At 70.3% G+C, this 25166-nt stretch carries 25 protein-coding genes; 2 read left to right on the top strand and 23 right to left on the bottom strand.

Features of this window, described 5'->3' with window-relative positions; translation table 11 throughout:
* Positions 1-26 precede the first annotated feature (26 nt).
* The 19 genes from ABZ796_RS19765 to xylA form a co-directional block, all read right to left on the bottom strand.
* Positions 27-593, bottom strand: coding sequence for an adenine phosphoribosyltransferase (locus tag ABZ796_RS19765; RefSeq protein WP_357339118.1), 567 nt, complete (start codon positions 591-593; stop codon positions 27-29).
* The gene (secF, locus tag ABZ796_RS19760) at positions 590-1822 is read right to left on the bottom strand and encodes a protein translocase subunit SecF (protein ID WP_357339116.1); all 1233 of its coding nucleotides are present in this window, start codon (positions 1820-1822) and stop codon (positions 590-592) included. Before secF ends, ABZ796_RS19765 begins: the two co-directional genes overlap by 4 nt.
* Positions 1822-3525, bottom strand: a complete 1704-nt coding sequence (gene secD / locus ABZ796_RS19755) for a protein translocase subunit SecD (RefSeq protein ID WP_357339114.1) — start codon at positions 3523-3525, stop codon at positions 1822-1824. The genes secF and secD overlap by 1 nt, the downstream gene beginning before the upstream one ends.
* A 7-nt stretch (positions 3526-3532) precedes the next feature.
* Entirely contained in the window at positions 3533-3901 is a 369-nt protein-coding gene (yajC, locus tag ABZ796_RS19750; protein WP_357339112.1) for a preprotein translocase subunit YajC, read from the bottom strand.
* Positions 3902-3988: 87 nt separating this feature from the next.
* Entirely contained in the window at positions 3989-5071 is a 1083-nt protein-coding gene (gene ruvB, locus ABZ796_RS19745) for a Holliday junction branch migration DNA helicase RuvB (protein WP_357339110.1), read from the bottom strand.
* Between the two features lie 6 nt (positions 5072-5077).
* The gene (gene ruvA, locus ABZ796_RS19740; protein ID WP_357339108.1) at positions 5078-5680 is read right to left on the bottom strand and encodes a Holliday junction branch migration protein RuvA; all 603 of its coding nucleotides are present in this window, start codon (positions 5678-5680) and stop codon (positions 5078-5080) included.
* On the bottom strand, positions 5677-6201 hold the full coding sequence (gene ruvC / locus ABZ796_RS19735) for a crossover junction endodeoxyribonuclease RuvC (RefSeq protein WP_357339106.1): 525 nt from the start codon (positions 6199-6201) through the stop codon (positions 5677-5679). Before ruvC ends, ruvA begins: the two co-directional genes overlap by 4 nt.
* 163 nt (positions 6202-6364) lie before the next feature.
* Positions 6365-7132 carry a YebC/PmpR family DNA-binding transcriptional regulator gene (locus ABZ796_RS19730; protein ID WP_357339104.1) on the bottom strand — a complete coding sequence of 256 codons (768 nt, stop codon included), beginning with the start codon at positions 7130-7132 and terminating at the stop codon, positions 6365-6367.
* A 106-nt stretch (positions 7133-7238) separates the two neighbouring features.
* Positions 7239-7817 carry a pyridoxal 5'-phosphate synthase glutaminase subunit PdxT gene (gene pdxT, locus ABZ796_RS19725; RefSeq protein WP_357339102.1) on the bottom strand — a complete coding sequence of 193 codons (579 nt, stop codon included), beginning with the start codon at positions 7815-7817 and terminating at the stop codon, positions 7239-7241.
* Between the two features lie 42 nt (positions 7818-7859).
* Positions 7860-8999, bottom strand: a complete 1140-nt coding sequence (locus tag ABZ796_RS19720; RefSeq protein WP_357339100.1) for a signal peptidase I — start codon at positions 8997-8999, stop codon at positions 7860-7862.
* Complete coding sequence (locus tag ABZ796_RS19715; protein WP_357339098.1) at positions 8996-9589, bottom strand: SipW-dependent-type signal peptide-containing protein; 594 nt, start codon at positions 9587-9589, stop codon at positions 8996-8998. Before ABZ796_RS19715 ends, ABZ796_RS19720 begins: the two co-directional genes overlap by 4 nt.
* A complete protein-coding gene (locus ABZ796_RS19710; RefSeq protein ID WP_357339096.1) occupies positions 9586-10257 on the bottom strand; it encodes an LPXTG cell wall anchor domain-containing protein in 672 nt (223 codons plus the stop codon). The genes ABZ796_RS19715 and ABZ796_RS19710 overlap by 4 nt, the downstream gene beginning before the upstream one ends.
* Positions 10254-10874 (bottom strand): signal peptidase I, encoded by a 621-nt coding sequence (locus ABZ796_RS19705; protein ID WP_357339094.1) that lies wholly within the window; start codon positions 10872-10874, stop codon positions 10254-10256. The genes ABZ796_RS19710 and ABZ796_RS19705 overlap by 4 nt, the downstream gene beginning before the upstream one ends.
* A 31-nt stretch (positions 10875-10905) precedes the next feature.
* The gene (locus ABZ796_RS19700; protein WP_357339092.1) at positions 10906-11460 is read right to left on the bottom strand and encodes an alternate-type signal peptide domain-containing protein; all 555 of its coding nucleotides are present in this window, start codon (positions 11458-11460) and stop codon (positions 10906-10908) included.
* 234 nt (positions 11461-11694) lie between these two features.
* On the bottom strand, positions 11695-12591 hold the full coding sequence (gene pdxS, locus ABZ796_RS19695) for a pyridoxal 5'-phosphate synthase lyase subunit PdxS (protein ID WP_357339090.1): 897 nt from the start codon (positions 12589-12591) through the stop codon (positions 11695-11697).
* Between the two features lie 78 nt (positions 12592-12669).
* The gene (locus ABZ796_RS19690) at positions 12670-13443 is read right to left on the bottom strand and encodes an inositol monophosphatase (RefSeq protein ID WP_357339088.1); all 774 of its coding nucleotides are present in this window, start codon (positions 13441-13443) and stop codon (positions 12670-12672) included.
* Complete coding sequence (pgsA, locus tag ABZ796_RS19685; protein ID WP_357339087.1) at positions 13440-14060, bottom strand: phosphatidylinositol phosphate synthase; 621 nt, start codon at positions 14058-14060, stop codon at positions 13440-13442. The genes ABZ796_RS19690 and pgsA overlap by 4 nt, the downstream gene beginning before the upstream one ends.
* A 224-nt stretch (positions 14061-14284) precedes the next feature.
* On the bottom strand, positions 14285-15679 hold the full coding sequence (xylB, locus tag ABZ796_RS19680) for a xylulokinase (RefSeq protein WP_357339085.1): 1395 nt from the start codon (positions 15677-15679) through the stop codon (positions 14285-14287).
* Positions 15680-15689: 10 nt separating this feature from the next.
* Entirely contained in the window at positions 15690-16844 is a 1155-nt protein-coding gene (gene xylA / locus ABZ796_RS19675) for a xylose isomerase (protein WP_357339083.1), read from the bottom strand.
* 139 nt (positions 16845-16983) lie between these two features.
* Here xylA and ABZ796_RS19670 point away from each other — a divergent pair, with 139 nt between their 5' ends.
* The gene (locus tag ABZ796_RS19670; RefSeq protein ID WP_357339081.1) at positions 16984-18165 is read left to right on the top strand and encodes an ROK family transcriptional regulator; all 1182 of its coding nucleotides are present in this window, start codon (positions 16984-16986) and stop codon (positions 18163-18165) included.
* Here the strand turns inward: ABZ796_RS19670 and ABZ796_RS19665 are convergent.
* The 4 genes from ABZ796_RS19665 to ABZ796_RS19650 are packed head-to-tail and all read right to left on the bottom strand — an operon-like array spanning position 18162 to position 23846.
* Complete coding sequence (locus ABZ796_RS19665) at positions 18162-20558, bottom strand: glycoside hydrolase family 3 N-terminal domain-containing protein (RefSeq protein WP_357339079.1); 2397 nt, start codon at positions 20556-20558, stop codon at positions 18162-18164. The genes ABZ796_RS19670 and ABZ796_RS19665 overlap by 4 nt on opposite strands.
* A 25-nt stretch (positions 20559-20583) precedes the next feature.
* Positions 20584-21480, bottom strand: coding sequence for a carbohydrate ABC transporter permease (locus ABZ796_RS19660; protein WP_357339077.1), 897 nt, complete (start codon positions 21478-21480; stop codon positions 20584-20586).
* Positions 21480-22547, bottom strand: coding sequence for a sugar ABC transporter permease (locus ABZ796_RS19655; RefSeq protein ID WP_357339075.1), 1068 nt, complete (start codon positions 22545-22547; stop codon positions 21480-21482). Before ABZ796_RS19655 ends, ABZ796_RS19660 begins: the two co-directional genes overlap by 1 nt.
* Positions 22548-22556: 9 nt before the next feature.
* Positions 22557-23846 carry an extracellular solute-binding protein gene (locus tag ABZ796_RS19650; RefSeq protein ID WP_357339073.1) on the bottom strand — a complete coding sequence of 430 codons (1290 nt, stop codon included), beginning with the start codon at positions 23844-23846 and terminating at the stop codon, positions 22557-22559.
* 163 nt (positions 23847-24009) lie between these two features.
* On the opposite strand from ABZ796_RS19650, the gene ABZ796_RS19645 reads away from it, so the two are divergent.
* On the top strand, positions 24010-25044 hold the full coding sequence (locus tag ABZ796_RS19645) for a LacI family DNA-binding transcriptional regulator (RefSeq protein ID WP_357339072.1): 1035 nt from the start codon (positions 24010-24012) through the stop codon (positions 25042-25044).
* Positions 25045-25166 lie beyond the last annotated feature (122 nt).

Here is a 25166-nt window from a genome sequence, read left to right as displayed (position 1 = left end):
AGGACGACACCTGCATGATGGACCTGTCAACTGACCAACAGCGAGTGCACCGGAGTGTCCGGCAGCTTGCTGCGCGGGTCGAGGAAGCCGAGCTCGAGCAGCACCGAGACACCCACGACGACACCGCCGCAGCGCTCGACGAGCTCGATCGTGGCCGCCGCGGTGCCCCCGGTCGCGAGGACGTCGTCGATGACCAGCACCCGCTCCCCCGGCGCGACCGCGTCGGTGTGGAGCTCCAGGGTGGCCTCGCCGTACTCCAGCGAGTAGGAGACCGCGTGGGTCTCGCGGGGCAGCTTGCCGGCCTTGCGGACGGGCACGAAGCCCACGCCGAGGTGCAGCGCGGCGGGAGCGCCGAGGATGAAGCCTCGCGACTCCATGCCGAGCACCTTGGTGACGCCCACGGTGCCGTCGGCGTCGCGTCCCGGAGCGGCGAGCGCCTCGACCACCTGGGTGAAGCCCGCATGGTCGGCCAGCAGCGGGGTGATGTCCTTGAACCCGACGCCCGGCTCCGGGAAGTCGGGGACGTCGGCGACCAGCCGCTCGAGGGTCTCCTCGAGCGACCGGCCACCAGCGGCCGTCTCGGAGAGCGTCACTTGCGCTTCGACCTCGACTCGCGCTTCGGCTGCGGACGCCCGGAGGCGCCGCTGTCGGAGACCTCACGGTGCTGGTCGGGTACGTTGCGGCCTCGGCCGGTCGCGGAGCGGTTGGGGCTGGTGCCCCGGCTCACGCCGGCCTCGTGGAGGTCCTCGGAGTCCCGGAGCTCGTCGGGCTCCTCGTCAGCGACCGCCATGCCCTCGTCGAAGACCGGCACCGCGGCGTACTTGTCGGCTTCCTTCATCCGCGCGGCGGCACGCTTCTCGGCGTCGACGACGTCCTTCTCCTTCGACTTCAGGTGCACCAACAGCGGGGTGGCGATGAAGATCGAGGAGTAGGTGCCGACGGCCATACCGATGAAGAGGACCAGCGAGATGTCCTTCAGCGAGGAGGTGCCGAGCTGGACGGTGCTGACGTAGAGGATCGCGACGACGGGCAGCAGACCGATGATCGAGGTGTTGATCGACCGCACCAGGGTCTGGTTGACCGCCAGGTTGGCCGCGGCGGCGTAGGTCTGCTTCTTCTGCGACAGGTTGCGGGTGTTCTCCTTGACCTTGTCGAAGACCACCACGGTGTCGTAGAGCGAGTAGCCGAGGATCGTCAGGAAGCCGGTGACCGTTGCCGGGGTCACCTCGAAGCCGACGATCGCGTAGACGCCGACCGTGATCACCACGTCGTGGAGCAACGCGACGACGGCCGCGACCGACATCTTCCACTCTCGGAAGTAGATCCAGATGAACAGGACCACACCGACGAGGAAGATGCCCAGCGCGAGGCCCGCCTTGGCCGCGACCCGCTGCCCCCAGCTGGGGCCGATGCCGGTGCGGCTGACGTCGTCGTCGGCCACGTCGGCGGTCTTGGTGATCGCCTCCATGATCGAGTTGTCCGCTTCGGAGCCGTCGGCGATCGCCTTGGTCTCGATGACGATCGACTTGCCACCGGCCGTGCGCACCGTGGCGCCGTCGGCGGCCTCGACCGCCGTGTCACCCACGGCCGTACGCAGGTCGTCGGCGAGCTCCTGGTCGGCCTGCGCGACGGTCACGGTGTAGCGCGTGCCGCCGGTGAAGTCGATGCCGAGGTTGATGCCCTGGAGCCAGACACCGAGGACGACGGCGACGAGCACGACCGCGGAGACGGCGTACCAGAGCATCCGGCGACCGACGAAGTCGAAGGACTTCTCGCCGGTGTAGAGCTCCTTGCCGAGCCGCGAGAAGGAGAACTTGCTCATCAGGCCTTGCCTCCGACCAGAGTGGTGCCCGTGGGGGCGTCGACGGTGCCGATCGCGCGCTTGTCCATGCCGGAGAGCACGTGACCCTTGTTGAAGAAGCCCCAGCCGGCCATCAGCTTGGTCATCGGGTGGGTGAACCAGAAGAACACCAGCACGTCGATGATCGTGGTCAGGCCGAGCATGAAGGCGAAGCCCTTGACCTCGTTGGTCGCGAAGACGTAGAGCACGAACGCGGCCAGGAACGAGACACCGTCGGAGGCCAGGCAGGTGTTCCGCGCCCGGACCCAGGCCGTGTCGACGGCCACCCGCATCGAGCGGCCATCACGCATGTCGTCACGCATCCTCTCGTAGAGGATGATGAAGGAGTCGGCGGTGATGCCGATACCGACGATCAGACCGGCCACGCCCGGAAGGTCGAGGGTGACACCGGCGGTCTCGCTGAGCAGCAGGATCATCCCGTACGTCAGAGCACCCGCCACGAGCAGCGAGCCGATCACCACGATGCTCATGGCGCGGTAGTAGAGGACCGAGAAGATCACCACGAGGATCAGGCCGATCAGGCCGGCCCAGAGCCCGGCGGTGAGCTGGTTGCCGGCCAGGGTCGGGCCGATGACGCGGGTCTGGATGCCGTCCTCGGGGAAGTCGAGGGGCAGCGAGCCGTACTTGAGGTTGTTGGCCAGCGCGGCGGCGCTCTCCTGGGTGAAGTCACCGCTGATCTGGGCGCCTCCGCTGATCCGGGAGTCGGCGGTCGGCGCCGAGATCACCTTGGCGTCCAAGACGATCGCGAACTGCTCACCGGTGCCGGCGATGGCGCCGGTGGTGTCGGCGAAGGCCTTGTTGCCGTCGGACTTGAAGTCCAGCGTGACCACGTAGTTGGCCTGCTGCTGCGGGATGCCGTAGGAGGCCTCGTTGATCTCGGTGCCCTCGATCACGGCCGGCGTCAGCAGGTAGGGGACGCCGTCCTCGTCACAGGTCAATAGCGGCTTGCCGGGGATGTCCTCGGCCGGCTCGGCGCCCGGAGCGGGGCAGGTGAAGGAGCTGTAGGCGGTGGCCCACTCCTGCGGCACGTTGCGCATGAACTTGACGGCGTCGTCGACCTTGACGACCTTGTTGTCGTTCTGCTTCTTGGGCTCGGCGCTCGCCGAGGCCGAGGGGCTGGCGCTCGGGTCGGCGCTCTCGGACGCCTTCTCCGACGCGCTCGCGGTCTCGGAGGCGCTGGCGGTCTCGCCACCGAACGCCGCGCGCGGCGAGGTGCCCGGCACGGTCCCGGTCGAGGGGTCCTCGACCATCGAGCCGCCGCCGGAGTCGGCGGCGCCGCAGGGCTTTTGCGGGCTACAGGCGACCAGGCGGAAGCGGAGCTTCGCGGTCTGACGGACGCGCTCGGCGGTCTCCTGCTGCACCTTGCCGGTGCCGGGGATGGAGACCTTGATGACGTCGTTGCCCTCGGTGGTGACCCGACCGCCGGTGATGCCGGAGCCGTTGACGCGCTGGTCGATGATCGATTTGGCCTCGTCGAGGCTCTCCCTCGGGACCGATCCGCCCTCGGTGTTCTTCGCGGTCATCGAGATCTCGGTGCCGCCGCGCAGGTCGAGCCCGAGCTCGGGCTTCCAGGTGCCGGCGAACGCGATGCCGCCGAACATGATCGCAATGGCCAAGAAGAGCAGTGCGAGTGTCCGGCCGGGGCGCGCTGTCTTGCGTGCCATGTGTTGGTCAGTCCTTCTTGTCGAGGTCCACGATGACGTTCTCGGCGCCCTCAGGGGTCTCGTCGGCCTTGGCCTCGACCTCGGGCTCCTCCGCGGTGTCCTCGTCGATCTCCTCGGCAGGCGCCTCGGTGACCTTCTGGGCCACGGCCTGGCGCACGACCTGGATGACGACGCCGTCGGCGATCTCGACCTTGATGTTCGTCGTGGCCTCCTCGACCTCCGTCACCGTGCCGAAGAGCCCGGCGGTCAGCATCACCCGGTCACCCGGCTGAAGGTTGAGCTGGAGCTCACGAGCCTGCTTCGCACGCTTCTGCTGCGGCCTGATCAACAGGAAGTAGAACAGGACGATGATGACGATAAAAGGAAGGAATTCCACGGGGGTTCGGCTCCGACAGTCTGAGTGGTCACCGGCAGGCGCACGGCGACGTGCAAGTCTAACCAGGCACCTGGTTAAGACTGTGAATCAGGCCTCATCCCACAGCGTTTCCTTGGACCACGCGGCAGCCTCGGCGTTGGCCGGTACTGGCAGCCCGAGGTGCTCCCACGCGGCCGGGGTCGCGACCCGGCCGCGCGGCGTACGTGCGAGGAAGCCGGTGCGCACCAGGAAGGGCTCGGCAACCTCCTCGACCGTCTCGCGCTCCTCCCCCACCGCGACGGCGAGGGTGGAGATGCCCACGGGGCCGCCGCCGAACCTGCGGCACAGGGCGTCGAGGACGGCCAGGTCGAGACGGTCCAGGCCGAGCGGGTCGACCTCGTAGAGGTCGAGCGCCTTCTCGGCGATCTGCTGGGTGACCGTGCCGTCGGCCTTGACCTGGGCATAGTCGCGTACGCGGCGCAGCAGCCGGTTGGCGATCCGTGGAGTGCCTCGGGAGCGGCCGGCGATCTCGGCGGCGCCGTCGTCCATGAGGGTGACGTCGAGCAGGCCCGCGGAGCGGCGCACGATCAGCTCGAGGTCCTGGGGGTCGTAGAGCTCCAGATGACCGGTGAAGCCGAACCGGTCCCGGAGCGGGCCGGGGAGGAGTCCGGCGCGGGTGGTCGCGCCGACCAGCGTGAACGGCGGCAGGTCGATCGGGATCGCGGTCGCGCCCGGCCCCTTGCCGATGACCACGTCGACCCGGAAGTCCTCCATGGCGAGGTAGAGCATCTCCTCGGCGGGACGGCTCATCCGGTGGATCTCGTCGACGAAGAGCACCTCGCCCTCGTTGAGGCCGCTCAGGATCGCGGCCAGGTCGCCGGCGTGGGTGATCGCGGGGCCGGACGTGATCCGCAGCGGCGCCGACATCTCCGCGGCGATGATCATCGCGAGCGTGGTCTTGCCGAGTCCCGGCGGCCCGGACAGGAGTACGTGGTCGGGGGCCCGCTCGCGCTGCCGGGCCGCCTCCAGGACGAGGCCGAGCTGCTCGCGGACGCGTTGCTGGCCGATCAGCTCGTCGAGGGTCTTGGGACGCAGCGCCGCCTCGACAGCCCGGTCGTCGCCGTCGGCCTCGGCAATGGTGAGCGAGGAGAAGTAGTCCTCCTCGGCCCGGTCCAGGTCGTCCTCGTGCATGGGTCCTTATGCCTTCGAGAGGGTTCGCAGGGCCGCCCGGAGCAGCAGCGAGATGTTGGCCTGGTCGCCGGCCTCGGGCTCGATGGCGGTGACCGCCTTGTCGGCGTCCCTGGCGTTGTAGCCCAGGCCGATGAGGGCCTCGGTCACCTGGTCGCGCCAAGGTGCGGCGCCCGGCTGGACGGCGGCCGGTGCGGAGGCGGTGCCGGTGGGCGCGCCGATCCTGTCCTTGAGCTCCAGGATGATCCGCTGGGCGCCCTTCTGGCCTATGCCGGGGACCTTGGTGAGGGTCTTGGCGTCCTCGCCCGCGATGGCCAGGCGGATGCCGTCGGGCGAGAGGACGGCGAGCATCGCCTGGGCGAGCTTCGGGCCGACGCCGGAGGCGGTCTGGAGCAGCTCGAAGAGGGTGCGTTCGTCGGTGTCGGTGAAACCGAACAGGGTCAGCGAGTCCTCGCGCACGACCAGGCTGGTCGGCAGGTGTGCCTCCTCCCCGGTGCGGAGCGTGGCCAGCGTGTTGGGCGTGCAGAGCAGCTCGATGCCGATCCCGCCGACCTCGACGACGGCGGTGGAGAGACTGACTGCGGCGACCTTGCCGCGCACGGACGCGATCACTTCTTTGTCCTTCCAGCAGCCGCGAGCGCGGCTTCGATGCGGTTCTGGGCGCCTCCGCGCCACTGGTGGGTGATGGCCAGCGCGAGCGCGTCGGCGGCGTCGGCCGGCTTCGGCGGGGTCGGGAGCCGCAGGATGCGGGTCACCATCGCGGTCACCTGGGCCTTGTCGGCCCGGCCGTTGCCGGAGACGGCTGCCTTGACCTCCGAGGGTGTGTGCAGGGCGACCGGGAGACCGCGTCTCGCGGCGCAGACCATCGCCAGCCCGCTGGCCTGGGCCGTACCCATGATCGTGGAGACGTTCGAGCGCGCGAAGATCCGCTCGATCGCGACCGCGTCGGGCCGGTGCTCCTCGATCCAGGCGTCGATCCCCTTCTCGATGCTCACCAGCCGCTCCCAGACCGGAAGGTCGGCCGACGTACGGATCACACCGACGTCCACCATCGACAGCGGGCGGCCGAGCGAGCCGTCGACCACGCCCATCCCGCACCGGGTCAGGCCGGGGTCGATCCCAAGCACCCTCACGCACACACCTCCATCGAACGTCTGTTCGCAGACTACAGACCCCGCGCCGAATCATCAGGTAGGGCGTGCCGAGAATGTAGTTGTGGGCGACGAAAGTAGAGTTTCGTCGCCCACAACGCACGATTCGGCACGCCGTTTCGACCGACTCGGCGCGCGCGGGAGGTCAGGCGTCGACGGTCTCCATGACCTCGTCGGGGATGTCGGCGTTGGAGTAGACGTTCTGGACGTCGTCGAGGTCGTCGACGGCGTCGATGAGCTTGAAGACCTTCTCGGCCGACGGCGCGTCGGCGACGGGGATGTCCATGCTCGCGACGAACTGGACCTCGGCGGAGTCGTAGTCGATGCCGGCGTCCTGCAGCGCGGTGCGGACCGCGACGACATCGGACGGGTCGGAGACGATCTCGAAGGACTCACCGAGGTCGTTGACGTCCTCGGCACCTGCGTCGAGGGTGGCCTCGAGGAGGTCGTCCTCGGTGACCGTCTTGCCCTCCTGCGCCTTCGCCACGACGACGACGCCCTTGCGGTCGAAGAGCCGCGAGACCGAGCCCGGGTCTGCCATGGTGCCGCCGTTGCGGGTGACCGCGGTGCGTACCTCCATGGCCGCCCGGTTGCGGTTGTCGGTCAGACACTCGATGAGGAGCGCGACGCCCTGGGGGCCGTAGACCTCGTACATGATCGTGTCGTAGCTGACCCCGCCGCCGTCGAGCCCACCGCCGCGCTTGACCGCACGGTCGATGTTGTCGTTGGGGACCGACTGCTTCTTGGCCTTCTGGATCGCGTCGTAGAGGGTCGGGTTGCCGGCCGGGTCGGGACCGCCGGTCTTGGCCGCGATCTCGATCGTCTTGATGAGCTTGGCGAAGAGCTTGCCGCGCTTGGCGTCGATCGCCGCCTTCTTGTGCTTGGTCGTTGCCCACTTGGAGTGGCCGCTCATCTGAAAACCGTCCTTTGCCCCGCGTCGTCGCTGTGCTTGTCGAGCCGCCTCCGGAGTCGTCACAGGGCAGCAGGTGCCCATTCTAACTACGTGGCCTCGGTCACCGTCACCAGCAGGTGTCGAGGAAGAGCCGGTGCAGCCGGTCCTCCCCGTTGACCTCGGGGTGGAAGGACGTCGCCAGCAGATGCCGGCGGCGTACGGCGACGGGGTGGCCCGCCACGCTCGCCAGCACCTCCACCTCGGGGCCGGTCGCCTCGACCCAGGGCGCGCGGATGAAGACCGCTCGGACCGGCTCCTCCACCCCGGCGACGCTCAGGTCGGTCTCGAAGGACTCGGTCTGGCGCCCGAACGCGTTGCGACGCACCGTGATGTCCAGGCCGCCGATCGTCTCCTGACCCTCGGCACCGTCGAGCAGGCGCTCGGCGAGCAGCACCATCCCGGCACAGGTGCCGAAGACCGGCATCTTGTCCGCCACCCTCGCCCGGAGCGGGTCGAGCAGCTCGAAGGTCCTGGCCAGACGCCACATCGTGGTCGACTCGCCACCGGGCAGCACGAGCCCGTCGCAGGTGTCGAGCTCGGCCTGGCGGCGTACGGGAAGGGTCTTGACCCCCAGCCGGGTCAGCGTGGCCAGGTGTTCGCGGACATCGCCCTGAAGAGCGAGTACGCCGATGGTCGGTGCAGTCACCTCGGCAGCGTAGTTCGGGGTGAGGGCCGCACGGAACTCGGCTCAGGCGGTGTTGCACTCGAAGGAGGCGAAGGCGAGCACCGCGCTGCTGGAGAAGTTGATCTGGACGGTCGTCGCGCCGTACCAGCTGCTGCCGGTGAGGTGGGAGCGCACCCGCAGCTGCAGCCGGGTGTTGGAGAGCAGGTTGAGGCCGATCAGGTTGCCCAGCGTCGTCGCGTTCTGCTGATACGCCTGCCTCGAGCCGGCGGCCCCGGCATGGGCGACGGTCACCGCAGCACCCTGGTTCTGGTTGGTGTCGCGGTTGAAGAACTGCAGCTGATAGTCGTAGCTCGCCAGCGGCGGAGCGGACGCCGGCGCGACGCCCTCCCAGCGCAGCGTGATCGTGCTGCCGAGCGCCTGGTTCTGCGCCTGGCAGTTGCCGGTCGCGCTGCCGGTGCCCCCGCCGGAGGACGGCGCCGCGGTCGGCGAGACCAGGCTGGTCGTGCCCAGCGTGCCGCCGGTGACGACCACCGGGTCCGTCCAGGCCGCCCAGGTTGGTGGCATCGCCGTACCCACCAGGAACGCGAGCACGAGGACGGCGAACACGAGCCGTCCTCGGCGCAGCCGGCGGCCCTCGGCGGGCTCCGGTGCGGGGTGCGGTGGTTCCGGCGGCTCGGGGACCACGGGGGCGCTCGGGGCGGGCGGGTTCGCCCGGCGGCGCATCAGGATCGTCAGCAGCAGCGCCGCGTACCCGGCGAGCACGAAGATCCCCGGCGGGTGCGAGAGCCAGGCGATCGCTGCGCCGAGGTGGGGCACGGAGAAGACGACCCGGTCGGCGGCGGTGACCTGGTAGGGACGCAGGTCGGCGGTGTCGTTGGCGTCGCCCTGCAGCCGCAGCAGCGAGCTCGACTCGGTGTGGTCGATCGAGACGACCCGGTGCGTCACCCGGGTGCGCTCGTACGGCACCGAGACCACGTCGCCGACCTCGATCTCGTGGTGGTCGACCGGCACCGCGAGCGCCAGCGATCCGGTCGGGATCGCCGGCGACATCGAGCCCGAGCGGAACACGAGCGGGCGGACGTCGAAGGCCAGTCCCGCGAGCAGGATAAGCAGGCACAGTACGCCGGCCACCGCGGCGACGGTGAGGGCGAGATCCCCCGTCCGCCGGGCGGCGGTGGCGGCGAGGTGCTGCAGTCGGGTCACGGCAGCTGGGTCCCGGTGAGGGTGAAGGTGAGGTTGCTCGAACGGCCCTGGGCGGTGTCGGGGGCGTCGGTGCCGAGCGTCACCTGCAGACAGAGCGTCTGCGACGCGCCCGGCTGGAGCGTACGCGCGGTCGCGATGCCGGAGGAGGGCAGCGGGCCGCCCGTGCCGGTGAGCGCCGTGCCCGGGCAGGTCTGGTTCAAGGTGCCGTCGTCGGTCACGCTGGTGTCGGCGGTGACCTTGAGCGTGAGCGGGGCCAGCGTGCTGGTCGAGGAGGCGCTCGTCATCGTGTAGCTCAGCGGGATCGACCCCGCGTTCTGCACGGTCAGGATGCCCGCCGAGGAGGTCCCCGGATACATGCCGGTCAGACTCAGCGCGGTGAAGCCGGTGTAGGGGTCGGCGCCGTTGACCTGGAGGTCCAGGGTGCCGGTCGTCAACGTGGCTCCGGTGACATCGACCGTGTCGGTCCAGTAGGCCAACGTCCCGGTCGCCCCGATCGAGACGACCACGCCGAGCGCGAGCAGCGCGCGTACGCGCGCCGACCTCACCGCACGCCGTAGCGCTGCCCCCGGGCGCCGTCGTGGACTGGTCATGATCTTCCCTTTCGCTTGCTGCGTAGGACGAGGGCCGTGCCCCCGCCGATGAGGAGTGAGGCCAGGGCGATGAGCGACCACGTCACCGGGCTGCCGGTGTCGGGCAGCAGACCCCCGTCGCCCGCGCCTTCTCCGTCGCCGTTGCCGTCGCCGTTGCCGTTGCCGCCGGGCGGCGTGGCACCGCCCGGTCCGGTCGCGTCCTCCCCGGTCAGACGTACGTCGAGACTGAACGTGAGCGACCTGTCCATCGTGTCGTTGCCGGAGGCCGGTGCGTAGGTCGCGATGACGCCGATCCGGTCCTGGCTGCCCCGTTCCAGCCAGCCCAGCGAGGCGCGGTCACCAGGGCGTACCTCCTGCCACCGGCCGTCCCCGCGGCGAAGCCGCAGGCTCATCGCACCCTCGGCGACCAGGCCGTCGGCGTCGCGGATGTCGGCGCTCACGGTGAGCGCGCCGCGGCTCTCCCCCGCATCGCGTACCCAGAAGGTGGCCTCCCGGGAGTCGCCGGGCACCCAGCGCACCTCCGGTTCGAACAGCGGGCGGGGCAGGTCGACGCCCCAGGTGCGGCCGTCGTTGCTCAGCTGCACCGGCTCGGTCGACGCGGCCGCCGGCGCGGCTGCGGCGAGGCTGGAGATCACCAGGAGCGCGAGCAGGAGACGTACGGCTCTCATGGCCTCGCCTCCGCTTCCTCGGCTCGCTCCCGGCGGCGGTCGCGGATCGAACCACCGAACATCACCAGCGCGTAGCCGATGAGCGGCCCGGCGCCGACCAGTCGGGTGATGGCGCGCTGCTCTCCGGTCAACAGCGAGTTGAGATGGCCGACGTAGGGCAGCCAGTACCAGCGCTCCCCGCGCACCTGCACCGCCCGGACCGGCCGCACGTCCTCGGCGTCGTTGGCGTCGCCGCGGGTGGTGAAGACCCGCTCGCCCTTGGTGGTCGTGCCGATGCCGGTGATGCGGTGGGTCGCGACCGTCGGCTCCCCCGACCTGAGCTGGAAGGTGATCACGTCCCCGATCCCGAGCGTGGCCGGGTGCACCGGGCGTACGACCACCAGCGACCCCGGCGGCATGCCGGGACGCATCGAGCCGCTGAGCACGGTGTACGCCTCTCCTCCGACGAGCCGCGGCACGGCGACACCGAGGAGGATCACCGCGCCGGCCGCGATGATCACGAACCACACCACGAACTGCCCCAGGAAACCGAGGACGGCTCGGGGCCCGGCGATGGGCAGGCGTCGACCTCCCGGCAGCGAGGGGCGCCGAGCCGACGACGTAGCGGCGGATGTCATGGGCACCGCCTCCCAGGTACGAGCACGCGGATCAGGGGTTCGGGTTCTGGCCCGAGCTCTGGTCCTGGGTCAGCGTGATCGTGATCGCGTCCAGGGTCGCGGTGACGTCCTGGGTGTCGTTGGCGTTGATCGTGGTCGCGTCGCCGTACGGGAAGATCACCTCCACCTCGGCGACCAGCGTGGTCGGCCCGTCGATCGCGAACGAGTCGCCGTCGCCCACCGGCTCGCCGCCGAGCTGGTAGTCCGCGGTCGCGGTGAGCTGCATCGTCGTGGTGGCCTTGTCGGTGGTGTAGGTGACCTCACCCGGGGCCGACACGCTGGCGGTCAGGTGGTCACCCGAGCCGGTCACCTCGAACGAGCAGGACTTGGTGATCGAGTCTCCCGGGACGATGGTCGTGACCGCGGAGCCGTCGGGGTAGGTCCAGCCCGCCTCGCAGGTGCCGTCGCTCAGCGCCATGTTGCCCGTCGTGATCGTGCCGCCGGAGGCAGTGCCGTCATCGGTCCAGTAGGCCAGCGACCCGGCGCCCCCGAGAAGCAGGACCGCGGCGCTCGCGGCGGCCACGGCGCCCTTCGTCGACTTCTTCATGTTTCTGTCCCCATCTCCACAGGGGCGCGGTGCCCCTGTTGTGTATGAGTCCAAGGTCCATCAGAACGTCGTGTTTTAACAGGGAAACGGGAGAATTATCGGTTTTGATCTCATTTGCCGAGTTTTTCCCGTGGTGACTTCGGAGAGGGTCCTTTGACCACCGTTCACCACAAACACCGACGCGGCCAGGCCGCCCCACTGAGGGCTGCCCGACCGCGTCGCTCGAGGTGGGATCTACCAGCCGCGCTCGGCGAACTGGATCGACCTGGCCGGCTCGTCGACGTTGATGCCGACCATCGCCTCGCCGAGGCCGCGGGAGACCTTCGCGACGACGTCGGGGTCGTCGTGGAAGGTGGTCGCCTTGACGATCGCCTCGGCGCGCTGGGCGGGGTTGCCGGACTTGAAGATGCCGGAGCCGACGAAGACACCCTCGGCGCCGAGCTGCATCATCATCGCGGCGTCGGCCGGGGTCGCGATGCCGCCGGCGGTGAACAGGACGACCGGGAGCTTGCCGTTCTCGGCGACCTCCTTGACCAGCTCGTAGGGCGCCTGGAGCTCCTTGGCGGCCACGTAGAGCTCGTCCTCGGCGAGGGCGCCGAGCCGGCGGATCTCGCGGCGGATCGTACGCATGTGGGTGACCGCGTTGGACACGTCGCCGGTGCCGGCCTCGCCCTTGGAGCGGATCATCGCCGCGCCCTCGGTGATGCGGCGCAGGGCCTCGCCGAGGTTGGTCGCGCCGCACACGTACGGCACGGTAAAGGCCCACTTGTCGATGTGGTTCTCGTAGTCGGCCGGGGTCAGCACCTCCGACTCGTCGATGTAGTCGACCCCCAGGGACTGCAGCACCTGGGCCTCGGCGAAGTGACCGATGCGGGCCTTGGCCATGACCGGGATGGAGACGGCCTCGATGATGCCGTCGATCATGTCGGGGTCGGACATGCGGCTCACGCCGCCCTGGGCGCGGATGTCGGCGGGCACGCGCTCGAGCGCCATCACCGCCACCGCCCCGGCGTCCTCGGCGATCTTCGCCTGCTCGGGGGTGACCACGTCCATGATCACGCCGCCCTTGAGCATCTCCGCCATCCCGCGCTTGACGCGCGAGGTTCCCGTCTCATTCGTGCTTGTTGCCATGGGGCGATCGTAGGTCGGGAAGCGACGTACGCCATCCTCGGAAAGGCCTGGTCAGGCCACTGTTCCCGAAGTGGACTGCTAGGAGGCCAGTGCCTGGGCGGCCTCGGCGACCGCGGTCGGGGCGCCGGCCAGGGACCAGAGGACGCCACCGGCTTCCACCTGGGTCGTGGCTCCGCCGGCGCCCAGGACCAGGGCTGCGCCCGGGAGACGGTCCCAGTCCGGGACCGAGTGCTGACAGAAGAGGTGGAGCTTTCCCTGGGCGATCGCAGTGAGGTCCATGGAGCCGGAGCCGAGGATCCGGATCGAAGCGGCCTGGCTGGCGACCCGGACGTACGCCTCACCCGACGGGTGCCTCAGCTTCGAGGGGTGGAGATAGGTGGTGAGGCAGCCGAGGGCGAGCGGCACGTCCGGCATCGCCGCGAGGCGGACGCCGTTGCGGGTGGTGGGCAGCTCGGGGCCACCGACGTAGACGGCGTCCTCGGCCGGGGAGTAGACCGCGCCCAGCACGATCCCGTCGGCATCGGTCAGCGCCAGTGCCGAGCACCACCAGTCGAGGCCGCGGACGAAGTTGTAGGTGCCGTCGACCGGGTCGATGGTCCACACGCGACCGGTGGTCGACTCCCGGGCCGAGCCTTCCTCGCCGAGGATGCCGTCGCCGGGGTGCTCGGCCGTCAGGCGTTCGACGATCGCCTTCTCGGCGGCCTTGTCGGCGGCGGTGACCAGGTCGGAGACCGAGGTCTTGGTCTCGATCGAGTCGCCGATGCCCTCGCTGCGCATCTTCGCGGCGAGCGAACCGGCGCCTCGGACGAGATCGGCGGCCAGGCGTACGTCTGCCTCGGTCGGTGCCGTCACGAGGCCGCCTCCTCGGCGAGGGCCTGCTTGCGGACGGTCCAGACGCGCTGGCCGACGGTGACGGTGGAGGCGACGGCGAGGATCCACAGCGCGATGTAGATGAGCAGGTCGAGGTCGAAGATGCCGGCGAAGCCGGTCAGCACCAGGACCAGGACGAGCCGGTCGGCACGCTCGGCGATGCCGACGTTCGCGGTGAAGCCCAGCGACTCCGCGCGGGCGCGGGCATAGGAGGTGACCGCGCCCATCACCACGCACCACAGCGTCAGGCCGAGGTAGAGGTCGGAGTCACCCGGGCCGGCGAAGTAGAGCGCCAGGCCACCGAAGACGGCGCCGTCGCCGATCCGGTCGAGGGTCGAGTCCCAGAAGGCACCGAACTTGCTCGTACGGCCCACGGCACGCGCCATCGCGCCGTCGATCAGGTCGCTGAAGACGAAGCAGGTGATGAAGATCGTGCCGGCCAACAGCTCGCCGCGCGGGTAGAACGCCAGCGCCCCGACCGCTACTCCGATGGTGCCGACGAGCGTCACTACATCGGGGCTGATCTTCAGCGCCACGAACAGCCGGACGATGGGCGCGAGGACGACTCCCTGAACGAAGCCTTTGATGTGATCCAACATGGCGCGGCCACGCTATCGGAAACTGCCGAAACGGTCGTTGTGCACGCCGAATCGGTAGAAATGGTGGCCGAGACTTCACTTGTGGCGCGCCGAATCGTTACTTGTGGAGGGCGAGTCGGTCGTTGTGGCGATCCCGTGGTCACCACAACGACCGACTCGGCCACCACTTCTGCAGACTCGGCCCGCAGGAAGTGCGGACTCGGCCACCATTTCTGCCGTCTCGGCTAGGTCCCTTCGGTGAGGTCGCGGACCTCGGCGTAGCGGGAGCGGACGGCGGGGTCGGGGGTGGCTTCGTAGGTCTCGGTGCCGGCGAGCTCCCACGAGGGGGGCTCCTGGCCGCCGGTGAGGAACCAGGCGGCCTGACGGGCGGCGCCGTCGGCGACGTACTCCCCCGGCTCGGGGACGAGGACGGGGTGGCCGAGGACGACGGGGGCGAGGCGGCGTACGGCCTCGGAGCGGGCGCCGCCGCCGACGAGGAGGATCCGGTTGACCGCGACGCCTTGCGCCTTCAGCGCGTCGATGCCGTCGGCAAGGCCGCAGAGCAGTCCCTCGACGGCGGCGCGTGCCAGGTGGGCGGGCTCGGCGGTGGCGAGGGTCAGCCCGTGGATCACCCCGCGGGCCGAGGGGCGGTCGGGGGTGCGCTCACCCTCGAGATAGGGCACCAGGACGAGGCCGCCCGACCCCGAGGGCGCCGAGAGCGCCAGCCGGGAGAGCTCCTCGTGAGTGACCCCGAGCAGCCTGGTGGTGGCGTCGAGGACCCGCGCGGCGTTGAGGGTCGCGACCAGCGGCAGGTAGCGGCCGGTGGCGTCGGCGAAGCCCGCCACCGTGCCCGACGCGTCCGCGGTGGGCGTCTCCGAGACCGCGCAGGCGACCCCGGAGGTGCCGATCGAGACGACGACGTCGCCGGGCCGGGCACCTACGCCCAGGGCCGCGCCGGCGTTGTCGCCGCAGCCGGGTCCGAGGAGAGCCCCGGCAGACGTACGCCCCGCCGATGCCGAGGGCGCGAGCACCTCGGGCAGCACGACATCGTCGCGTCCGAGCGCACGTTTGAGCAGGTCGCGACGGTATTCACCGGTCACGGCCGAGTAGTAGCCGGTGCCGCTGGCGTCGCTGCGGTCCGTGCGCAGCGCCTCCAGCCCCGGAGCTCCCGCGAGCTTCCAGGTCAGCCAGTCGTGGGGCAGGCACACCGCCGCGACCCGGGCCGCAGCCTCAGGCTCGTGCTCGGCCAGCCAGCGCAGCTTGGTGGCGGTGAAGCTGGCAACCTGCACCGATCCGACGGCCTCGGCCCAGGCCGCGGCGCCCAGCTCGCTGTTGAGCGCGGCGGCCGCCCCGGCCGAGCGGGTGTCGTTCCACAGCAGGGCGGGACGTACGACCTCTCCAGCCTCGTCCAGGCACACCATCCCGTGCTGCTGCCCGCCGACGGAGACGGCGGCGACGTCGGCGAGGCCCCCGGCCGCCTCGGCGGCCGACTCGAGTGCGGTCCACCACGCCGCCGGGTCCACCTCCGTCCCCTCGGGGTGGGGCGCGGAGCCGGAGCGCACCAGCGCCCCGGTCTCAGCATCACGGACGACGACCTTGCAGGACTGGGTCGAGGAGTCGACCCCGGCTACGAGCGGCATGCCCTGCAACCTAACGAAGCCCGAACAGGTGGTCCATGGCCAGCTGGTCGAGGTGCTCGAACGCGTAGCCGTGGTCCAGCTTCTCGATGTCGTAGCTCGCGTTGCGGATGTCCTCGAGCGTCTCGCCTTCGGCCAGGGTCGGCACGGACAGCTCCTCGACCTGCGAGGCCTCGAGCGCAGCCTTGACCTCCGGGTCCGCCCGGAACGCCTTGGCCCGCTCCCGCAGCACGAGGTAGTTGCGCATGCAGCCCGCGGCCGACGCCCACACGCCGTCCTCGTCCTCGGTGCGCGGCGGCTTGAAGTCGAAGTGGCGCGGGCCGTCGTAGCCCTTGGACTCCAGCAGGTCGACCAGGTTGAACGCGCCCCGCAGGTTGCCGGCGCCGAAGCGCAGGTCCTGGTCGAAGCGCGGTCCGTGCTGGCCGTTGAGGTCGATGTGGAAGAGCTTGCCGTGCCACAGCGCCTGGGCGACACCGGAGGCGAAGTTGAGCCCGGCCATCTCCTCGTGACCGACCTCCGGGTTGAGGCCGACCAGCTCGGGGCGGTCGAGGGTGTTGATGAAGGCGAGCGCGTGGCCGATGGTCGGCAGCAGGATGTCGCCGCGGGGCTCGTTGGGCTTCGGCTCGATGGCGAACCGGATGTCGTAACCCTGCTCGGTGACGTAGTCACCGAGGACGTTGACCGCCTCGCGGTAGCGGTCCAGCGCCGCCGCGATGTCCTTGGCGGCGTGGGACTCGGCGCCCTCACGCCCACCCCACATGACGTACGTCGTGGCCCCGAGCTCCGCGGCGAGGTCGATGTTGCGCGCGACCTTGGCGATCGCGTAGCGGCGCACCTCGCGGTCGTTGGAGGTGAAGCCGCCGTCACGGAAGACCGGGTGACCGAAGAGGTTGGTGGTGGCCATCGGCACCTTGAGGCCGGTCTCGTCCAGCGCGACCTTGAGCTTGTCGATCTCGGCCTGTCGCTCGGCGTCGCTCGCGTCGATCGCGAAGACGTCGTTGTCGTGGAAGGTGATGCCGTAGGCGCCGAGCTCGGCCAGCTTGTGCACCGAGTGGGCGACGTCGAGGTGAGGCCGGCTCGCCGAGCCGAACACGTCCTGACCGCTCCAGCCCACGGTCCACAGCCCGAAGGTGAACTTGTCCTCGGCGGTGGGGGTGTAATCCGTCATAGCCTGGCTTCCTCACTTTAGTTCATGACTCGGACTATATGATCCACATCCAACGCGACGAGCGTCACATTGTCAACCCTTTTCGCGCCAGTAAGCGCAGCACTTGACCTAAAGTTCAGAACTTGCTCTAATCCCCTTCATGACGGTCAGAACCGAGCCTGCTCAGCATGCCGGGATGCGAGCGAGCAACCTCGCGCTCGTGCTCGGCGAGGTGGCCCGCACCAGCCCGGTCTCCCGGGCGCAGGTCGCTGCGCACACCGGGCTGACGAAGTCGTCGGTATCGGGACTGGTCTCCGATCTGATCTCCGCCGGCCTGGTCCAGGAGAGCGCCCCGGCCGCGACCGAGCGGGGTCGGCCCGCCACCGCGCTCAGCCTCGCTCCCGGAGGCATCGCGGGGCTCGGCCTGGAGGTCAACGTCGACTACCTGGCCGCCGTGGTGACCGACCTGACCGGCATGCCCCGCTACCACCAGGTCGTACGCCGCGACAACCGCGGCCGCGACGTCGACGAGGTGGTCGCCGACCTCGTCGAGCTGGCCCGTACGGCCGCCCGCAGCACCGCCTCCCAGGCTCTGCCGCTCTCCGGAGCCTGCGTGGCGGTGCCCGGCCTGACCGTCGAGGGCGCCGTGGTGCGCACCCCCAACCTGGGCTGGGCCCGGGTCGACCTCGCCGACGCCGTCGGCGAGGGCACCGGGCTCGAGGTCGACCTGGAGAACGAGGCCAATCTGGCGGCGCTCGGCGAGATGTGGTTCGGCGGTCACGAGCACGACGGCGCTCCTCTGCGCGACTTCGTGCACGTCTCCGGCGAGATCGGCATCGGTGGCGGGATCGTGATCGGCGGTGAGGTCTTCCGCGGTGCGCACGCGGGCGCCGGCGAGCTCGGCCACGTCGTGGTCGCCGCCGACGGGCCGCGCTGCGCGTGCGGCGGACACGGCTGCCTGGAGCGGATGGCCGGGCAGCAGGAGATCCTCGCCCGCGCTCAGGTGGCGACGATGGCCGACCTCACCCGGGCCTGCGAGAGGGGCGATCAGGCCGCGCTGGATGCCGTCGCCGACGCCGGCCGGCACCTCGGCGTCGCCCTCGCCTCGGTCATCACACTTCTCGACCCCACCGCGATCGTGCTCGGTGGCGCCTTCGCCACGCTCGCGCCCTGGCTCACCCCGGCGACCGCGGCCTCGATCAGCCACCACACCGGTGCCGCCGAGCCGCCGCGGCTGCTGGTCTCCGGGCTCGGCAGCGACGCCGCCGTGCGCGGAGCGGCCGGGACCGTCGTACGCCGCGTCATCGCCGATCCCGCCGCCCACCTCGCCCGGCGCTCCTAGGGAGAGATCCTCGCCGTGGTGATCCGCCGGTCGCCGGGGCCGACCGGGTGGACCTCGCCGGTGATGGTGACCAGCGCCTTGTCGCTGCCCGAGTCACCGGCGGCCGAGGCGGCCTCGACACCGGAGAGCTCGGCGATGCCCTCGGCGACCGCGGTGGCGACCTTCTCACCGGCCGAGGCGGCCACCCAGACCTCGACGTCGCCGGGCTCGATGACGCGGGTGAGGCCGCGGTCGGCGAACGCCAGCCGGGTCGTGGGGACCTCGAAGCGCACCGTCGCCGACTCACCGGGCCCCAGCGCCACCCGCTGGTAGCCGAGCAGCTGCGAGACCGGTCGTACCACCGACGCCACCAGGTCGCGGCCGTAGAGCTGAACCACGTCCACGCCTGCGACCTCACCGAGGTTGGTGACGGTCACCTCGACGCCGAAGGTGCCACCGGCGGCGACGGACCGGTCGGCCGAGAGCCCGCTGTAGCCGAAGGTGGTGTAGGAGAGCCCGAACCCGAACGGGCGCGCCGGTGTCGGGTCGGTGCTGGTGACCTCGGAGGGACCACCCAGCAACGGCTGCAGGTAGCTGTAGGGCTGGGTGCCGGAGACCCGCGGCAAGGAGACCGGCAGCCGGCCGGACGGGTTGACCGCACCGGAGATGATGCGTGCCAGGGCCGGTCCGCCCTCCTCGCCGGGGAAGAACGCCTGCAGCACCGCGGCCGGACGGGTCTCCTCGTCGAGCGCCCAGCCGATGGCGTACGGCCGGCCGGTGACGACCACGAGCACGACCGGGGTCCCCGTCGCGACGATCGAGGAGACCAGCTCGCGCTGGACACCGGGGAGCTCGAGCGACTCGGAGTCGTTGCCCTCCCCCACCGTGCCCCGGCCGAAGAGTCCGGCCTGGTCACCCACGACGAGGATCGCGACGTCGGCCGCGGCGGCCGCGGAGACGGCGGCCGGGAAACCCGAGCGGTCCGAGCCCTCGACGTCGCATCCGGCCACGACCTCGAACGAGGCGCCGCCGAGCTCGGCCCGGATCGCCTCGGCGATCGTCGGCAGCTCGATGCCCAGCGGCTTGTCGGGATAGCTCGCCATCACGTGGTTGACGAAGGAGTAGCAGCCCATCAGCGCCTCGGAGCGGTCGGCGTTGGGGCCGATCAGGGCGACCTTGGCGGGGCCCTCGCGCAGCGGGAGGATCCCGTCGTTGCTCAGGAGCACCACCGACTCCTCGGCCAGCCGGCGTGCCAGCGCACGGTGGGCCGGGGAGTCCAGGTCGATCGACTCCGGCGCCCCCTCCTCCAGGCCGGCCACGAAGGACTCCTCCAGCAGTCCGAGCGACTCCTTCTGGGCCAGCGCCCGGAGCACGGCCCGGTCGACGAGCGACTCGGAGACCTCACCGGAGCGGATCAGCGCCGCGAGCGGCTCGAGATAGGCGTCCCCGCTGGGCAGCTCCACGTCGACACCGGCCTCCAGGGCCAGCGCCGCGGCCCGCCCACGGTCGGCGGCGACGGCGTGCATCACCGCGAGGAACGCGACCCCGAAGTAGTCGGCGACCACGACCCCGTCGAAGCCCCAGGTCTCGCGCAGCAGCGTGGTGAGGTGCTCGACCGAGGAGTGCTGAGGCACCCCGTCGATGTCGTTGTAGGACGCCATCACCGACCTCGCGCCGCCGTCCAGCACCGCCATCTCGAACGGCGGCAGATAGATGTCGGCGATCTCGCGCGGCCCCGCGGAGACGGGCGCGTGGTTGCGGCCGGCACGCGAGCCCGAGTAGCCGACGAAGTGCTTCAGCGTGCCATGCACGCCGGCGGCCTGCAGCCCCCGGACGTACGCTGTCGCGACCGTCCCGACGAGATAGGGATCCTCGCCGATGGCCTCCTCGCAGCGGCCCCAGCGCGCGTCCCGGATCACGTCGAGCACCGGGGCGAGCCCCTGGTGCACGCCGAGGGCACGCATGTCGGCACCGATCATCGTGGCCATCTCCTCGACGCCCTCGGGATCGAAGGACGCGCCCCACGCCAGCGGGGTCGGGAAGGTCGCGGCCTGCCAGGCCGCCAGCCCGGTGAGACACTCCTCGTGGACCAGGGCCGGGATCCCCAGCCGGGTCTGGGAGACCAGACGCCGCTGCTCGGCCCACAGCCACGCGGCGCGCTCGGCGGGATCGACCGGCCGGGTGCCGTACACCCGGGTGTAGTGGCCCAGGCCGTGAGCGGTGATCTCCGAGAGACGCCGGTCGCCGCCGGTGTCGCCGGCCATCTCGTTGGCCATCGGCGCGACGACGTCGCCGCCGCGGTCGAGCCAGTAGCCCACGATCTGGGCGAGCTTCTCCTCCAGAGTCATCCGCGCGTGCAGGTCGCGCACGCGCTCGGAGACCTGCGGCCAGGCAGGCAGAGGTACGTCGGTCATCGGTTCAGTCACAGGGGTGTCCGTTCTAGCCCTTGACCGCGCCCTGCAGGCCGCTGACGAGGCGGCGCTGGAAGGCGAGGAACAGCACGAGGGCGGGGATCATGGCGAGGGTGGTGAAGGCGAGAACGCCGGCGGTGTCGGCGGAGTGCTCGGTGGAGAAGTCGGCGACGCCGAGCGGGAGTGTGCGCATCTCGTCCTGGAGCAGCAGCAGCGGCAGCAGGTAGGCGTTCCAGGAGGTCACGAACGCCAGCACCCCGACGGTGATCATCCCGGGTGCCGACAGCGGCATCAGGACCCGCCAGAAGACGCTGATCCGGCCGGCGCCGTCCATCAGCGCCGCCTCCTCCAGCTCCTTGGGCAGCGCCATCAGGAACGGCCGCAGGATGACCACCGTCATCGGCAGCGCGAACGCGGCCTGCGGCAGAGCCACGCCCCACCAGGTGTTCGCCATCTGCAGGTTGCGGGTGATGATGATGAACAGCGGGATGATCGCCACGGCCGCCGGGAAGAGCAGGCCGAGGACGAAGACCATGAACAGCGCCTCGCGCCCCCGGAACTGGTAGCGGGCCAGGGGGTAGGCGGCCATCAGCCCGAACACGACGGTCACCACCGTGGTGATGATCGCGATCATCGTCGAGTTGAGTGCGTACTGCCAGAACGAGGCGTTGGTCAGCACGCCGGCGTAGTTCGTCCACACCCACGGGTCTGGCAGCCCGGCCGGCTTGTCGGCGAGCTGGGCGTTGGTGCGGAAGCCGCCCATCGCACCGTAGAGGACCGGGCCGAGGGTGATCGCGACGACGATCAGCGCGATCAGATAGACCCACAGGTTGCCGCCGCCGAACCCGGCGCGACGCTGCTTGCGGGGTGCTCCGCCCGAGCCGTCTCCGGTCTCGGCGAGAGGGTCGAGGGTCACGCCGGCCATCACGCCGCCTTTCGCTTGCGGAAGAGGGCACCGAACAGGGCGCTCTCCGCTCGGGTGTAGCGCCGGGTGTCGTCCTGGGTGTCACGACGCAGGATGAGGACCTGGTAGGCCAACGCCATCGCGAACGCGATCACGAACAGGATCACGGAGGCGGCGCCGGCGATGCCGTAGTTGTGCCGCTTGGTCCCCTCGTCGATGAGGTACGTCGCCATGGTGTTCGTCGCGTTCGCGGGGCCACCCTGGGTCAGCACCCAGATCATGTCGAAGCACTGGATCGAGCCGATCATCGACAAGAAGGCCCAGGTACGCATGGTCGGACCCAGCAGGGGGATCGTGATCCGCCACTGCGTCTGCCACCACGAGGCCCCGTCGAGCTGGGCCGCCTCGTGGAGCTCCTCGGAGACACCCTGCATACCGGCCAGGAAGAGCAGCACGGCCAGGCCGAGGTACTTCCAGGTCAACACGAGGAGCACGATCCACAGGGCGTACTCCGGGGTGCCGAGCCAGCCCTGCTCGGGTGGGGTGAGCCCGATCCCCGCGGTGAAGGCGTCGATGAAGCCGTACTGCGGCTGCAGCAGCTGCAGCCAGATCACCGCGGCGATGACCTCGGCCAGGACGTACGGCACGAAGATGATCGTGCGCAGCAGACCCTGGCCCCGCATCCTGCGGTCGAGCAGGAGGGCGATGCCGACACCCAGCGGGAGCTGGAGCAGGATCGACCCCACCACGATGACCATGTTGTGGCCGACCGCGCTGCGGAACACCTCGTCGCCGAGGACCTCGGCGTAGTTCTCCAGGCCGACGAAGTCGGTCAGGTCGCCGAAGCCCTTCCAGTCGTAGACCGAGAAGCGCACCGCGGTGACGATCGGCCAGGCGACGAAGAGCGCGATGAGCGCGAGGGCGGGGGTCACGAAGACCAGGATCTCCAGGCGCTTGCGCCAGGCGTCACCACGTTGTCGGGTCCGCCCGGGACCGCCGGGTGCCCGGCGTACAGCACCTGTACGCCGGGCCTCCGAGGTGGCGTGCCCTGGCGCCGCCGGAGCGGCTTCGGTCACGTCGTGTGTCACAGGATCAGCTCACTTTTCCTTGTCCGCGGCTTCCTGGGTGGCCGTGACGATGTCCGCCCCGGTGCCCTTGCCTGCGAACACGTCGACGATCGCGTCGTTCATGGCGCCTCCGACGCCCTGGCCGAAGGCGGTGTCGAAGTAGAGCTGGACGTACGGAGCGCTGTCGCGCACCTTGATCAGGTCGGCCAGGGCCGGGTCGGTCAGCGCGCCGGTCGCGTCGGGGTTGGTCGGCAGCCCCATCCCGTTCTCCGCGAAGCCCGTCTGGACGTCGGTGGACAGCAGGTACTTCACGAAGTCGACCGAGGCGTCCGGGGCGCCCTCAGAGACGGCCCAGGCGTCGCCGCCGCCCATCTGCGCGGCCGGGTCGCCCTGGCCACCCTCGATCTGCGGGAAGGCGAACCAGCCGGTCTTGTCCCCGAGGCCCAACTTGTCCTCGGTGATGCCCTGCATCACGCCGGGCTCCCAGTGGCCGGCGAGCTCCATGGCCACCTTGCCGGTGGCGAGGAGGCCGGAGGCCGAGGTCGGGCCCTCCTGGGCGCCGGTGGAGAGGAAGCCGTTGTTGAACGGCTTCTTGGCGACGATGTCGACGAGGTCGTCACCGGCCTTCTCGAAGCAGGGGTCGGAGAAGTCGAGGCTCTTGACCGCCGAGCTCAGTACGTCCTCGGAGCACTCCCGGACCGCGGTCCAGTAGTAGTAGTGCGCGGCCGGCCAGGCGTCCTTGGCGCCGACCGAGACGGGCTGGATCCCTGCCGCCTTGAGCTTCTCGACGGCGGCGTAGAAGTCCGCCATCGTCGTCGGCGCGGCGGTGATGCCGGCCTTGGCGAAGAGGTCCTTGTTGTACCAGAACCCGACCACGCCGATGGAGAACGGCAGTGCGTACGTCTTGTCCTCGACCTGCCAGCCGGCGACGGAGCCGCCGATCATGTCGATCTCCTCGCTCGCGTCCTCGGACAGGTCCTCGGTCAGGCCCGCCTCGACGTGGTCGGCGAGCTCGCCGCCGCCACGCTCCATGTAGACGTCCGGGATCTGCTCGGGGTCCCCGCTCTGGAACGCGGCGTCGAGCTTGGTGAGCATGTCCTCGTGGGCGAAGGCCTGCACCTTGACGTCGACGCCGGGGTTGGCCTCCTCGAAGTCCTTCGCGACCTGCTCGTAGTAGCCCTTTCCGGGATCGTTGTTGGAGTTGTGCCACCAGATGATGGTGTTGTCGTCGCCACCGGAGTCGCCCGAGCCGCCACAACCGGTGGCGGCAATCATCAATCCGGCGCACAGCGCGGCGAGCGCTTGTGTCTTCCTCGACATCTTGGGACCTCTTCGTCACAGCTCTGGATGTATGGGTGATGTGACTGCCGCCACATTCGTCGGGGTCGAGCATGGCGCGTCCGAGCCGATCGTGTCAATCGTTGTCGATAACGTTTTCGTAGATGGTTATCGAACATGCACCAAGTGGGCTACTGTCAGGGTCATGAGTACGCTCGACCAGCCCCGCCCCCGCCGGGTGACGATCACCGATGTCGCCCGCGAAGCAGGGGTCTCGGTGGCCACGGTCTCGAAGGTGATCAACGAGCGCTACGGAGTCAGCGAGGCGACGAGCGAGAAGGTCCTCGCGGTGATCGACCAGCTGGGCTACCAGTCCTCGCTGATCGCCTCGAGCCTGCGCCGCAAGTCCACCGGCGTGATCGGCGTGCTCGTGGCCGAGTTCGAGCCCTACTCCGCCGAGCTCCTCAAGGGCATCTCGGCGGCCCTGGACGGCACCGGCTATGAGCTGTTGGCCCACGCCGGACGCACCGGCGCCCACAACCACACCGGCTGGGAGCGCCGCTCGCTCTCCCGCCTCGGTCACACCCTGATCGACGGCGCCATCGTGGTCACGCCGTCGATGATCATCACCGACGAGACCACCATCCCCGTCGTCGCGATCGACCCCCACACCGGACCGGACGGCCCGATGACCGTCGACGCCGACAACGTCACCGGCGCCCGGCTCGCCGTCGACCACCTGGTCGGGCTCGGCCACCGGCGCATCGGGTTCCTCGGCGGGCGCCCCGACCTCCGCTCCGCCGGCCTGCGCGAGCAGGGCTACCGCGAGGCCCTCCACGACGCCGGCCTGAGCGTCTCCCCCGACCTGATCCGGGTGGGCGGCTACCACCCCGAGCTCGCCGAGGCACCGGCCCGCGAGCTGCTCTCGCTACCGGTCGGCGAGCGGCCCACCGCCATCTTCGCCGCCAACGACATCTCCGCGATCAAGGTCATCGAGGTCGCCGGCTCGCTCGGCCTGCGCGTGCCCGAGGACCTCTCGGTGATCGGCTTCGACAACGTACCCGAGGCCCGCGACGCCACTCCCCCGCTCACCACCGTCGCCCAGCCCCTCCACGAGATGGGCCGAGCCGCCCTCGGGCTCCTGCTCGAGCTCCTCGAGGGCAAGCAGACCGAGCGCCATCTGCGGCTGCCCGCCGAACTGGTCGTGCGCAGCAGCACCGCGCCGCCGGCGAAACCGTAGTTCTGGCGGGCCGAGAACGCAGTTGTGGCGGAACGACCGGTGCCCGATCGCGTTGATGACCGTGTTGTAGGGGCGGAAGACGTAGCCATCGCGCTCCGAGGCCGGCCAGTCGACGATGTCGC

It is taken from the genome of Nocardioides sp. NPDC047086 (assembly GCF_040643685.1).
In the GTDB taxonomy this organism is placed as follows: Bacteria; Actinomycetota; Actinomycetes; order Propionibacteriales; family Nocardioidaceae; genus Nocardioides.
This window is presented reverse-complemented; position numbering and strand designations above follow the sequence as displayed.